Source organism: Pseudomonas sp. RG1, assembly GCF_025910115.1.
Lineage (GTDB): Bacteria > Pseudomonadota > Gammaproteobacteria > Pseudomonadales > Pseudomonadaceae > Aquipseudomonas > Aquipseudomonas atacamensis.
The window spans coordinates 19,393-31,552 of sequence record NZ_JAPCIK010000016.1; the positions used below are offsets into that span (position 1 = coordinate 19,393).

Consider the following 12,160-nt stretch of genomic DNA (forward strand, 5'->3'; position numbering starts at 1 on the left):
ATGTTGATGCAGCCATTCACAAACTTTCCATATGAGCCAAAACTCTCTCATGTTTTGGGTGGAATATCGATCTACGATCGAGAAGAAACGCTTGGTGAGGCGTTGTGGATTTACAATCCTAATAGTTATGAAGACCAAAAAAAAATAATTAATGACTTCATTATTCCCGATTTTGATTATTTAACCTATCGCCATAGGTTTGTGATTTTTAAACTTCTTGAAAGCCATTTGCATGATGCTGATTTTGATTTTTCTAAAGAATTTGAGAGCGACTATGAAGATCCCAGAACACTGGCATGGGATGAGACGGAAATAATGGATGCTCGTGGTTTTTTTGAACATGTATTCGAGATCGCGAGTGAGTCGTGGAAGGATGATCTGGTTCGGGCGAGCCTTGAGGATCAGAGTCAATGGTGACGTTGAGTTGTCTCGTCGTTTCGTAAATTTGAACAGATTAACATTGCTCCACTAACTGCAGTTCTTGATCGCCCAAGGCGAAACTATCAATCAGGTGCACACTAAACCCCACAACCCCCTTCGCATGATGCTTAGCCTGCGAAGCCATCTCCGCAAGCTGGCTGGCATCAAGCGCTGCACAAGCCTCAGGCCGCAGATGCACCACCCCAATCGATAACGACAACAATGCAAATTCCTGCCGCACACCCTGACGATTTGGCGCAATAAAACATCCTGCCTCAAGGTGCTCGGGCCGATAGAACCGGCGGCATTGGCTTTGGAAGTCGTCGAGCAGTTGGTTGAGGCGTTTGCGCCAGTCTTCGGGGCCGAGGACGAGGAGGAAGTCGTCGCCGCCGATGTGACCGACGAAGTCGCGGGTGGGGTCGATGCGTTCGTTGAGGCATTGTGCGAGACAGAGCAGGACTTCGTCGCCACGGCCGTAGCCGTAGATGTCGTTGAAGGGTTTGAAGCTGTCGATGTCGACGTAGCAGATGATCGACTCGCGGGCCTGTTGCAGCAGGCGCGTGAGGCATTGCTGGATCGGTACGTTGCCGGGTAGCAGGGTGAGGGGATTGGCGTAGCGCGCCTGCTGGATTTTCAGTTCGGTGATCAGTTTGAGCACGTCGATCACCCGGCCGAGGCCGAGGTAACTGCCGTTGAGGGTGATGATGAAGTCTTCTTCGATGCGCTGGCGGGCGCGGCTGGTGATCAGTCGGCTGACTTGCTGCAGCGACTGGCTGATTTCCACGGCGAGGAAGTCATCGTTCATCAGGCGGCTGATCGGTTTGCGCGCGAACAGATCGGTGGCAAACGGTTTGAGCAGTGCGTCCGACAGCGAGTGGCGATGGACGATGCCGCAGGGCTGGCCTTGTTCGTCGAGCACAGCGAGTGAATTGAGATTGGCCTGGCGGCGGAAGGCTTCCAGTACCGTCGCGGTGGGCGTATCGCGTTGCACGGCGGGCTGGTCGTTGAGCAGGGCGCTGAGGTCGCTGCCTTCGTCATTCAGCGCGACGGCGCTGCTGTCGTGTTTGGGCATCATCGCGCGAGCGTCCCGGGATGGATGTTCCTGAGGGCGGCCGAGCAGGTAGCCCTGCACCAGGTCGACTCCCATTTCAGTCAGCACCGCGAGTTCTTCCGGCAACTCGATGCCCTCGGCAATCACCTGCGCGCGGGACGCTTTGGCGATTTGCAGAATCGAACCGACAAACTCTCTTTTCAATGCATCCTGATGAATACCGTCGATGAAGTGCCGGTCGATCTTCACGTAATCCGGACGCAATTCCGACCACAGGCGCAGGCTCGAATAGCCTGCGCCCAAGTCGTCCAGCGCAATGGAAAAACCCATCGCCCGATAATGATGCAGAGCGGTTTGCAGCAACTGAAAGTCATCGATTGGCGTCTGCTCGGTGAGCTCGATGACCACTTGGCTCGGCGCAATGCCCAAGTCCTGCAGCAGTTGCAACGTACGCCCGGGTTGGTGCGCGGCTTCGAGCAAGGATTCTGGAGACACGTTAAGGAACAGCTTGCCCGGCAGTTGCTGCTCATTGAACCGGCGACAGGCGCTTTGCCGGCAGGCGATCTCCAGTTCGCTCAATCGGCCAGCCTGTCGCGCCACGGCGAACAGGGCAATCGGCGAGTGAAGAGGGCTGTTGGACGGGCCACGGGTGAGGGCTTCGTAACCGAGAATGCGGCGTTCGGAAAGACAGATGATCGGCTGGAACAGGCTGTGTAAACCGCTTTGAGTCAGGATCGAGCTCAACGCGCTCAGCTGTTCGGTCGTGGTCATGGCAGTCTCTGGCGATAAAAAAAGGACCGGGAGCGCTTGCTCCCGGTCCTTTATTGCACGACAGAATGATGACTGTTTGATGACGATCCGGGGATCGTCAGCACTAAATTGCCATCACTTACTTCTTGGCCACCTGATTGCTCAGTTTCAGGTAATCCAGCAGCACGCGCCCGGTTTCGCTCAGGTAGGCATCGTCTTCCGGTTTGACCTTGTCCGGCTCGGCAGCGGCCAGTGCATCTTCGTCTTCTTTCTTCAGCTCTTTGAGCGGTTCTTCGCCTTTGGCCTTGCGACGGATGTTCTCCATCGCCAGCTGCTTGGCGTCGATGTCGGCGTGCTGGGCGCGACGATCGGCTTCGTTGAGGCTGACGGTTTTTTCTTCCATCAGTTTCTGCGCCAGGGCCAGCTTGTCGCGGATGAACACGAACTCGGCATCCTTGTTGGTGCGCGCGTCATGTTCGGACTTCAGCTGGGCGAGGAACGGCTTGAACGGATCGGCCGCTGGTTTGATCGCCGCGCGGATGGTGTCCCACGGCATGGCTTCCGGCAGGGCGCTTTCGCCGATTTCCTTGGTGTCGATCAGCGACGGGTAGTCGATGTCCGGCAGCACGCCCTGATGCTGGGTGCTCTGCCCGGAGACACGGTAGAACTTGGCCAGGGTCAGTTTCAGTTCGCCATGGTTCAGCGGCTGAATGGTCTGCACGGTGCCTTTGCCGAAGGTCTGACCACCGATGATAAGCGCGCGGTGGTAGTCCTGCATGGCGCCGGCGAAGATCTCCGAAGCCGAGGCGGACAGGCGGTTCACCAGCAGCGCCATCGGGCCTTTGTAGAACGCGCCCGGGTTTTCGTCCTCGAGGACGTCGACACGGCCATCGGCATTACGCACCAGCACGGTCGGACCTTTGTCGATAAACAGGCTGGTCAGTTCGGTGGCTTCCTGAAGGGAGCCGCCGCCGTTGTTGCGCAGGTCGATGACCACGCCGTCGACTTTTTCCTTTTGCAGCTCGGTCAGCAGCTTCTTGACGTCGCGAGTGGTGCTCTTGTAGTCCGGATCGCCGGCACGGAACGCCTTGAAGTCGAGGTAGAAGGCCGGGATCTCGATCACGCCAAGTTTGTAGTCCTTGCCGTCCTGTTTCAGGCTGAGAATCGACTTCTTCACGGCCTGGTCTTCGAGCTTCACCGCTTCACGGGTGATCGGCACGATCTTGGTGGTCTGGTCGTTCGGCGCATTGCTCGCCGGGATCACTTCCAGGCGCACCACGGTGCCTTTCGGACCGCGAATCAGTTTGACCACTTCGTCCAGACGCCAGCCGACCACGTCGACCATTTCCTTGTTGCCCTGGGCAACGCCGATGATCTTGTCGGCGGGAGCGACCTGCTTGGTCTTGTCCGCCGGGCCTGCCGGCACCAGACGCACGACCTTCACTTGATCGTTGTCGCTCTGCAACACGGCACCGATGCCCTCGAGGGACAGGCTCATGTTGATGTCGAAGTTTTCCGCGTTATCCGGCGACAGATAGTTGGTATGGGGGTCGTAGGACATGGCGAAGGTGTTGATGTACGCCTGGAAGATGTCCTCGGCACGGGTCTGATCGAGACGCGCCAGTTGATTCTTGTAGCGCTTGGTCAGGGTTTCCTGGATCTGCTTCGGGTCTTTGCCGGCGATCTTCTGGCGCAGCACTTCGTCCTTGACGCGTTTGCGCCACAGGTCGTCGAGTTCTGCGGTGGACTTGAGCCAAGGCGCGTCCTTGCGATCGATCAGCAAGGTCTCCTTGGTGTTGAAGTCCATCTTGTCGACGCCTTTGTTCAGCTCGGCAAGGGCGAAGTCCAGACGCGCCTTGACGCGGTCCAGATAGCGCTTGTAGATGGTGAACCCGGCGTTGAGGTCGCCGCTTTTGAGGAAGTCGTCGAACTGCGTCTTCCACTTGTCGAATTCGGCGATATCGCTGGCCATGAAATAGCTGCGCGACGGGTCGAGCAGCTTGATGTAACTGTCGTAGATGATCACCGAGCGCGCATCGTCGAGCGGCGGCTTGCTGTAGTGGTGACGCTTGAGCAACTCGACGACGTTCAGACTGGCGATGACTTCATCGCGATCAGGCTGCAACTTGTCCCAGCTGTTGGCTGCGAATGTGGTGCCCGACACCGGCAACAGGCCGATACCGATGAAAAGAGCGAGGGCGGTGCTGGGGAGCAGATGCTTCATGCTGATTCGACGCGGGGACAATTGATAACGCATATTAGGCCGTCTTTGAAGTCGCCGGTTCTTTGAGAGCCGGTCGCATAATGCAAAAAGCCCGGCGCTACAGCTTCGGGCTCAGTCCAGACTCACTATGGAGGCAGTGTGAAGGCATTGCAAGGCGTTGAAGGTCAAGTGGCATGGGTTGAAGAGCCGAGTCCTACCTGCGATGTAGGACAAGTCCGCATCCGGGTGGCGGCAGCCGGCCTCAATCGCGCCGATTTATTACAGAAAGCAGGCCTTTATCCGCCCCCGCCGGGAGCCAGCCACGTGCTCGGTCTTGAGTGCTCCGGGGTGATCAGCGAAGTCGGTGCGGGCTCGTCCTGGCAGGTCGGCGATCGGGTTTGCGCCTTGCTGGCCGGGGGCGGCATGGCCGAAGAGGTGGTCGTCGACGGACGGCACGTGCTGCCGGTGCCCGAAGGTGTTTCGCTGATCGAGGCGGCGGTATTGCCCGAGGTGTACGCCACCGTCTGGCTGAATGTGTTTCAACTTGCAGCGTTGAAGCCCGGTGAGAAAATTCTCCTGCACGCCGGCGCAAGTGGAATCGGTTCAGCCGCCATTCAGCTGTGCAAAGCCTTCGGCAACCCGTGCTGGGTCAGCGTCGGTTCCGCCGAGCGCCTGGCTTACTGTGAAGCGCTGGGTGCGCAGGGCGGCGTGGTGCGCACCGATGATCTGGAGAGCCTGCGCGACTTCGGGCCGTTCGACGTGATTCTCGATCCGGTGGGCGGCAATTATTCAGCATTGAACCTCAAGCTGATGGCGCTGGACGGGCGTTGGGTGCTGATCGGTTTGATGGGCGGGCGCGAGGCGAAACTGGATCTGGCGCAGGTGTTGGCCAAGCGTGTGCAACTGCTCGGTTCAACGTTGCGCAGTCGTGGCGATCAGTTCAAGGCCGATCTGATCAGTGACCTGGGCCAGCATGTCTGGCCGCTGTTTGCCGAGGGCCGCTTGCGTCCGCAATTGGCCAAAGCGTTTGCGGTGAAGGATGCCGAAGCAGCGTTTGCCGAACTGGCGAGCAATACGGTGGCGGGCAAGTTGGTGTTGGTAATCAATGAAGGTTTGAGCTGACAGCAAAACAAGGTCAAAAGATCGCAGCCTTCGGCAGCTCCTACAGAGGCACGCATTCCAAAAGTAGGAGCTGCCGAAGGCTGCGATCTTTTGCTTTTATTTCCAGAGATGGATCGGCCAGCCGGCCTTTTCGGCGTGCTCAAGCAGCACCGGATCCGGATTGACCACGTGCGGAAAATCCACTTTCAGCAGCAGCGGCAGATCATTGCGTGAGTCGGAATAGAAACTCGCGCCTTCGAGGTTTTCTTCTTCGGCGTCCAGCCATTCCAGCAAACGGGTGATTTTGCCTTCGCGGTAAGTCAGGGTGCCGACGGTTTTACCGCTGTATGCGCCGTGGGCTACTTCCAGTTCGATGGCGAGAACCTCATCAATACCTAATCGTTCGGCGATCGGCTTGACCAGATGGATACCCGACGCCGAGATCACCAGAATCCGGTCGCCGGCCTTGCGGTGGGCGGCGATGGTTTTGGTCGCGTCGCTGAAGATGATCGGTTCAATGAAATCTTCCACCCACGGGCCAACCAAGTGCTCGATTTCCTCAGGGGTACGGCCAATCAATGGTTCGAGACTGAAGGCCATATAGTCTTCCATCGCCAGATGTCCGCGGCCGTAGGCATCCATCAGTTCCTTGTCGCGCTGCATGAACGACTCGCCATCGACCCAGCCGAGGCGGACCATCTGCTCACTCCATAGCGAGGAGCAGTCGCCGTGGATCAACGTTTCGTCCAGATCAAAAATTGCCAAAGCCATCGGTTCTCTCCGAGAACAGCTGCAAGCTACGAGCTAATAGCTGCAAGAATTAAAATCAGGTGCACCGCAGTCTACAACTTGAAGCTGGTAGCTCGAAGCTTGCAGCTGCTTTTATGCTACTTCGCACAAGGCCGTTGGATCGATGGAAAGTGCCAGGCGCTGTCCGTCGGGATGCAGATCGGCGGCGGAGCGGTTGAGCACATCGACCACCAGTTCCACGCCGCGCGCTTCGACGCGATAGCGAATGACGTTGCCGAGCAGGCTGTGACTGCGGATCTGCGCGTCGAGTTCGCCGTCGAGGCTCAGTTCGATGGCTTCCGGGCGGATGGCGATGCGGTGGTTGACCGGCCGTTGCAACAGCTTCGAGGCGGCATCGGCATCGAGCAGGTTGTAGTTGCCGATGAAGCCGGCGGCGAATACATCGACCGGCGCGGTGTAGAGGGTTTCGGCGTCGCCGCTCTGGACGATCTTTCCCTGATTCATCAGGAAAATCCGGTCCGACATGGTCAGCGCTTCTTCCTGATCGTGGGTGACGAAGATCGTGGTCAGGCCGAGTTCGCGCTGGATCTGACGAATCTGTTCGCGCAGGTGTTTGCGAATCCGTGCGTCGAGCGCCGACAGCGGCTCATCCAGCAGCAACAAGCGCGGGCGGGTTACCAGTGAGCGGGCGAGGGCGACGCGCTGGCACTGACCACCGGACAGTTGATGCGGATAGCGGCTGGCGAAGTCGTGCAGTTCAACCAGTTTCAACACTTCTGCCACGCGCTTGTGGCTGTCATCGGCGTTGACCTTTTGCATGCGCAGGCCGAAGGCGACGTTCTGTTCGACGGTCATGTTGGGGAATAGCGCATAGCTTTGAAAGACCATACCGATGCCACGTTTCTGTGGGCTCAACGGCACGATGTCGACGCCATCGAGCAAAATCTTGCCGCCATCCACCGGGGTCAGCCCGGCGATGCAACGCAGCAAAGTCGACTTGCCGCACCCGGACGGGCCGAGCAGGGTGACGAACTCGCCTTTGTTGATTTCGCAATCGATGTCGCTGAACACCGTGGTGCCGGCGTAACTTTTCTGCAGGTGTTGGACGCTGACGTAGCTCATTCGCTTTTGTCCTTGTTCAAGATGTTGGCGATCCAGGTCAGGACCAGCACGAAAAAGAAATACGAAATGACCAGCGCACTGGTGAAGTGGCCGCTGCTGTTGCGCATGTTGTTCAGGTACACCTGCAGGGTTTCGTAGCGGGTGCCGACGAGGATGTTGGCGAACACGAATTCACCGAAGAGGAACGAGAACGACAGTAGCAGCGCCACCATCAGGCCTTTGCGCAGATTCGGCAGCACCACCAGAAACGCCGCTTGAAAAGTGCTGGCGCCAAGCAGTTGCGCGGCGTCCATCAGGTCGCGCAGGTTGATCGCTTGCAGGTTGTTGGTGATCGCGCGGTACATGAACGGCAGCGCCACGGTGAAGTAGCAGCCGATCAGAATCCACGGTGTGCCGACCATCGCCATCGGCCCGGAACCGTAGAGCTGCAACAGCCCCACCGAGGACACCACCGGCGGTACCGCGAAGGGCAGCAGGATGAGGATGTTCATCAGCGCATCGAGTTTCGGGAAGTAGTAATGCACGACGAACAGCAACGGCAGGATCAGCACCACCGACAGCACCAGCGCGCCGACACAGACAATCAGCGACTGACCGAATGCATGCAGAAAGCGCGGATCGCTCCACAGCTGGATGTACCACTTGAAGGTGAAACCGCTGGGCAGAATCGTTGCCGACCAACTGCTGGCGATCGAATAGACCAGCGTGCCCAGCAGCGGCAACAGCAGAATGGCGAACAGCAGATAGACCACGACGCGGTGGTAGAGGCCGGCCGGGCCGGATTCAGCGCGAGACATGGTAGCTCCTCTTCAACAGCAGTTGATGCACGACGGTGACGATGGTCATCAGCGCCACGAGCACCACGGCCAGGGCGCTGGCCAGGTTCGGATCAAGGGAAATGTCGCCGGAGACCATCGCCGCAATACGGATCGGCAGAACGTTGAAGTTGCCGGTGGTCAGCGCATAAACCGTGGCGTAGGCGCCGAGGGCGTTGGCCAGCAGGATCACGAACGTGCCAAGCAACGCCGGCGTCAACACCGGCAGGCCGATGTGCCGCCAGAACTGCCAGCCGTTGGCGCCGAGCAGTGCGGCGGACTCGCGCCAGTCTTCACGCAGGGCGTCGAAAGCCGGGTAGAGCAGCAACACGCCGAGCGGGATCTGGAAGTAGGTGTAGAGGATGATCAGGCCGGTTTTCGAATACAGGTTGAAGTCCTGAATGATCCCCGACTGCTTGAGCATGATGGTGATGCTGCCGTTGAAACCGAGGAGGATGATGAAGGCGAACGCCAGCGGCACGCCGGCAAAATTGCTGGTCATGTTGGCGAAGGCATTCACGAAGTTGCGCAGCTTCGAATCGACGCGGCGTAGTGAATACGCACCCAGCACGGCGATGATGATGCCGAATACGCTCGACCAGAAACTGATCTCCAGGCTGTACTGGATCGCCTGCCGATAGAACTTCGAACCGAAGATCTTGCTGAAGTTGGCCAGGCCCCAGCCGGACTCTTCCGATTGCAGGCTGTTGATCATCACCCAGACCAGCGGGGCGATTTCGAAGACGATAAAGAACAGCGCGAAGGGCACCAGACACAGCGCCGCGAGCCATTTGCCGCGATTCATGGCATTCACTTGAGCAGCTCCCGGCACACAGGTTTGTCGTGGGGTACGCTGAGCAGTTCGCAAATTGTGCCGCAGAGCTCGGTCTGCGTCGGCGTGGCGTCAGGGTTGAGGCTGAACGCATTGCCGAGAACGAACAGCGGCACCTGACGTTCTTCCGCCAGCAGGCCGTTGTGCGAACGATCGTTGTTCATGCCGTGGTCGGCGGTTACCAATACCTGATAACCAGCGTCGAGCCAGCTCTGCAGATAGTCGGCGAGGATGACGTCAGCCGAGCGCGCGCTGTTGCGGTATTGCGAGCTGTCGAGGCCGTGCTTGTGCCCGGCGTCGTCGATGTTCATCGGGTGGATCAGGAGGAAATCCGGCGCGTGACGCAGGCGCAGGTTCTCGGCATCGGCGAACAGGTGCGAATCCGGATAATGATCGTTCCAGTAGAAGTGACCGTACTGGATCGGCAGCGTCGGATCGTTGGTGTGGCGGTCGCGCGCGGCCACGAACGGCGAGCGGTTATACAACTCGCTGACCCAGTGATACGCCGCAGCGGCGGTTTTCAGCCCGGCATCGCGGGCGTAGTGATAGATGCTGCGCTGGTTGGACAAGCGCGAGACATTGTTGTGGACGATGCCGCTGTCGATCGGCGGCACGCCGGTGAGAATACATTCGTAAAGCGGTCGGGACAGGGCCGGCAGTTCGCACTCCAGTTGATAGAGCGCCGCGCGTCCTGCGCCAACATAAGCCTGCAGATGCCCCATGGCGTGACACGCAACCTCGTAGTTGAGGCCGTCGAGCACGACAAGGATGACGTTGTGCTTCATAGGGGCGAGAACTCCGCGAAATTCAGATATTCCGAAATCAACTCAATCCCTTGTGGGAGCGAGCTTGCTCGCGAAGGCGTCAGATCAGCCAACATCAATGTTGAATGAATAACCGCATTCGCGAGCAAGCTCGCTCCCACAGGGATCTTTGTCGGATCAAGCAATGGGTCAAGCCATCACTTCATTTCTACGATGACTTCTTCGTTCCACTGCTGTGGCAGGGCTTTGGAGGTCTTTTCCCACGCGTCGGCGTCCTTGACCGGCGTGACCTTCTTGTACTGCTCGTTTGGCAGCAGTTTGGCTTTCACGTCTTCCGGCAGTTGCAGGTGTTCGGCGCGGATCGGCCGGGCGTTGCCGCGGGCGAGGTTGGTCTGGCCGGCGTCGCTGAAGATGTATTCGCGGGTCAGCTTGGCGGCGTTGGGGTTTTTCGCGTACTTGTTGATGATCGTGGTGTAGCCGGAAATCACCGAGCCGTCGGATGGAATCAGCACTACGTAATCATCCGGGTTGGCCATCTTGGCCTTGTAGCTCAGACCATTGAAGTCCCATACCACGCCGACTTCGATCTCGCCTTTTTCCATGGTGGCGATGGTCGGGTTGGCCATCGACAGACGACCCTGTTTGGCAAGGTCGGCGAACAGCAGCAGGGCAGGCTTGATGTTTTTCTCGTCACCGCCATTGGCCAGTGCCGCAGCGAGGACACCGTTGGCGGCCTGGGCGGCGGTGCTTACATCGCCGATGGAGACTTTGTATTTACCGGTTTTCAGGTCAGCCCATTTGGTCGGTACGTCGGAGCCGTGCAGCAGCTTCTTGTTGACGATGAAGGCGATGGTGCCGGTGTATGCCAGTGCCCAGTTGCCGTCCTTGTCCTTGGCCCAGTCCGGAACTTGATCCCAGGTGCTTGGCTTGTAGGGTTGCACCACGCCTTGCTTGACCGCGATCGGGCCGAAGGCGGCACCGACGTCGCCGATATCAGCGGTGGCGTTGTCTTTTTCAGCAGCGAACTTGGCGATTTCCTGGGCCGAGCTCATGTCGGTGTCGATGTGTTTCAGGCCGTATTTCTTGGCCAGATCTTCCCAGGTGCCTTTCCAGTTGGCCCAGTCATCGGGCATGCCGACGCTGTTCACGGCGCCTTCCGCCTTCGCAGCGGCTTCGAGGGTTTTCAGATCGGTGTCGGCCGCCATGGCGGCGGTGCACATAGCGATGGTCGAGCCTAACAGTGTTGCCAGGAAAAGCTGTTTCATTCCGAAGCTCCTTGGTCGTGTTCAACGCTGCGATTGCGGTTGGTGTTGGTCTAGGTCAGCAATACCTGAGCCAATTTAGGCCGGCTGGATGACATTTTGATGTCGATGGCCTCGTGGCTGATCTTCCATCAGCCATTATCAGGAAGGTGCCAGATCAGCGTAGACCATGCTCAAAAGCCCGTGGAGCAGGGAACTTGGCCGATGTATTGCAAGCCGTGAAAGCGACCGTTCGGTAGTTTTGTCATCTGGCGGTCATCTGCACTGCCTAGGCTTGCAACATACGAAGGCGCTTTGATCGGCGTTCGGATCTGCCCCGAAACAGTGCTGGTCTAGTCCAGATAGGTAACGTTGATGCGCGATGAGGCAACGAAAGCGGTGACAGCGATTGGCCAGGTGCTGCAGGAGCAGATCGGTCACGGTTTGCTGGCGGCCGGGAGCAAGTTGCCCGCTGAACGCAAGCTGAGCGAGTTGTTCGGGACGACGCGGATCACTGTGCGTGAAGCGCTGTTGCAGCTTGAGGCGCAGGGGCAGATTTACCGTGAGGAGCGGCGCGGCTGGTTCGTGTCGCCGCCGCGTCTGGCGTACAACCTGATGCAGCGCAGTCACTTTCACGCCATGGTCAGTGCGCAGGGGCGCGAACCTTCGACCGAGGTGATTTCGGCGCGGTTGCAACCGGCTTCGGCGGCGGTGTGTGCGTGGTTGCAGTTGCCGGCGTTGTCGAGCGTGATTCAGATTTGCCGCTCGCGGCGCATTGATGGGCGACTGGTGTTGTATGTGGAGCACTATCTGAATCCGCAGTTTTTTCCGGGGATTCTTGATTTCGATTTGAATCAGTCGATCACCGAGTTGTATGCGCGGCATTTCGATTTGCACTATGGGCGGGTGCGGTTTGAGATCGTGCCTACGTCTTTATCTGTCGATGCGGCGGCGGCTCTACGGGTGTCGGTGGGTAGTCCGGGACTGAGGATTGCTCGGGTCAATTATGATCAGCATGGGCGGTTGATCGATTGTGATCTGGAGTTTTGGCGGCATGATGCGATTCACGTAGGGGTTGATGTGGTTTGATCTTCTGGTCGCTGCGCTCCCA

Annotated in this window: 11 protein-coding genes; 3 read left to right on the forward strand and 8 right to left on the reverse strand. The window is 58.5% G+C overall.

Annotated features, from left to right (window positions below; genetic code table 11):
* Nucleotides 1-6: 6 nt before the first annotated feature.
* Nucleotides 7-417: a hypothetical protein gene (locus OK411_RS09575; RefSeq protein WP_309475210.1), complete on the forward strand. Its 411-nt coding sequence runs from the start codon at nucleotides 7-9 to the stop codon at nucleotides 415-417.
* 37 nt (nucleotides 418-454) lie between these two features.
* Here OK411_RS09575 and OK411_RS09580 read toward each other — a convergent pair whose 3' ends face one another.
* Complete coding sequence (locus tag OK411_RS09580; RefSeq protein WP_264364782.1) at nucleotides 455-2,242, reverse strand: bifunctional diguanylate cyclase/phosphodiesterase; 1,788 nt, start codon at nucleotides 2,240-2,242, stop codon at nucleotides 455-457.
* A gap of 118 nt (nucleotides 2,243-2,360) precedes the next feature.
* On the reverse strand, nucleotides 2,361-4,445 hold the full coding sequence (locus OK411_RS09585; protein ID WP_163018905.1) for a carboxy terminal-processing peptidase: 2,085 nt from the start codon (nucleotides 4,443-4,445) through the stop codon (nucleotides 2,361-2,363).
* Nucleotides 4,446-4,583: 138 nt separating this feature from the next.
* On the opposite strand from OK411_RS09585, the gene OK411_RS09590 reads away from it, so the two are divergent.
* Nucleotides 4,584-5,546 carry a zinc-binding dehydrogenase gene (locus OK411_RS09590; RefSeq protein ID WP_264364783.1) on the forward strand — a complete coding sequence of 321 codons (963 nt, stop codon included), beginning with the start codon at nucleotides 4,584-4,586 and terminating at the stop codon, nucleotides 5,544-5,546.
* A 96-nt stretch (nucleotides 5,547-5,642) separates the two neighbouring features.
* On the opposite strand, the gene OK411_RS09595 is transcribed toward OK411_RS09590, so the two are convergent.
* From OK411_RS09595 to OK411_RS09620, 6 genes are all read right to left on the reverse strand, one after another.
* Nucleotides 5,643-6,296, reverse strand: coding sequence for an HAD family hydrolase (locus OK411_RS09595; protein ID WP_264364784.1), 654 nt, complete (start codon nucleotides 6,294-6,296; stop codon nucleotides 5,643-5,645).
* Between the two features lie 111 nt (nucleotides 6,297-6,407).
* A complete protein-coding gene (locus tag OK411_RS09600; protein ID WP_130888606.1) occupies nucleotides 6,408-7,397 on the reverse strand; it encodes an ABC transporter ATP-binding protein in 990 nt (329 codons plus the stop codon).
* Entirely contained in the window at nucleotides 7,394-8,194 is an 801-nt protein-coding gene (locus OK411_RS09605; RefSeq protein ID WP_016773742.1) for an ABC transporter permease, read from the reverse strand. The genes OK411_RS09600 and OK411_RS09605 overlap by 4 nt, the downstream gene beginning before the upstream one ends.
* Nucleotides 8,181-9,017 (reverse strand): ABC transporter permease, encoded by an 837-nt coding sequence (locus tag OK411_RS09610; RefSeq protein WP_161984092.1) that lies wholly within the window; start codon nucleotides 9,015-9,017, stop codon nucleotides 8,181-8,183. The genes OK411_RS09605 and OK411_RS09610 overlap by 14 nt, the downstream gene beginning before the upstream one ends.
* A 5-nt stretch (nucleotides 9,018-9,022) precedes the next feature.
* Nucleotides 9,023-9,829: an alkaline phosphatase family protein gene (locus OK411_RS09615; RefSeq protein WP_264364785.1), complete on the reverse strand. Its 807-nt coding sequence runs from the start codon at nucleotides 9,827-9,829 to the stop codon at nucleotides 9,023-9,025.
* A gap of 176 nt (nucleotides 9,830-10,005) precedes the next feature.
* The gene (locus OK411_RS09620) at nucleotides 10,006-11,073 is read right to left on the reverse strand and encodes an ABC transporter substrate-binding protein (protein WP_042608517.1); all 1,068 of its coding nucleotides are present in this window, start codon (nucleotides 11,071-11,073) and stop codon (nucleotides 10,006-10,008) included.
* Between the two features lie 351 nt (nucleotides 11,074-11,424).
* On the opposite strand from OK411_RS09620, the gene phnR reads away from it, so the two are divergent.
* On the forward strand, nucleotides 11,425-12,138 hold the full coding sequence (gene phnR, locus OK411_RS09625) for a phosphonate utilization transcriptional regulator PhnR (protein ID WP_264364786.1): 714 nt from the start codon (nucleotides 11,425-11,427) through the stop codon (nucleotides 12,136-12,138).
* Nucleotides 12,139-12,160: the final 22 nt, after the last annotated feature.

Excerpts from the sequence above, each read along its gene's own strand:
- OK411_RS09575 (WP_309475210.1), top strand. The coding sequence starts at position 7 with ATGCAGCCATTCACAAACTTTCCATATGAGCCAAAACTCTCTCATGTT.
- OK411_RS09580 (WP_264364782.1), bottom strand. The coding sequence starts at position 2,242 with ATGACCACGACCGAACAGCTGAGCGCGTTGAGCTCGATCCTGACTCAA.
- OK411_RS09585 (WP_163018905.1), bottom strand. The coding sequence starts at position 4,445 with ATGAAGCATCTGCTCCCCAGCACCGCCCTCGCTCTTTTCATCGGTATC.
- OK411_RS09595 (WP_264364784.1), bottom strand. The coding sequence starts at position 6,296 with ATGGCTTTGGCAATTTTTGATCTGGACGAAACGTTGATCCACGGCGAC.
- OK411_RS09600 (WP_130888606.1), bottom strand. The coding sequence starts at position 7,397 with ATGAGCTACGTCAGCGTCCAACACCTGCAGAAAAGTTACGCCGGCACC.
- OK411_RS09605 (WP_016773742.1), bottom strand. The coding sequence starts at position 8,194 with ATGTCTCGCGCTGAATCCGGCCCGGCCGGCCTCTACCACCGCGTCGTG.
- OK411_RS09610 (WP_161984092.1), bottom strand. The coding sequence starts at position 9,017 with ATGAATCGCGGCAAATGGCTCGCGGCGCTGTGTCTGGTGCCCTTCGCG.
- OK411_RS09615 (WP_264364785.1), bottom strand. The coding sequence starts at position 9,829 with ATGAAGCACAACGTCATCCTTGTCGTGCTCGACGGCCTCAACTACGAG.
- OK411_RS09620 (WP_042608517.1), bottom strand. The coding sequence starts at position 11,073 with ATGAAACAGCTTTTCCTGGCAACACTGTTAGGCTCGACCATCGCTATG.
- phnR (WP_264364786.1), top strand. The coding sequence starts at position 11,425 with ATGCGCGATGAGGCAACGAAAGCGGTGACAGCGATTGGCCAGGTGCTG.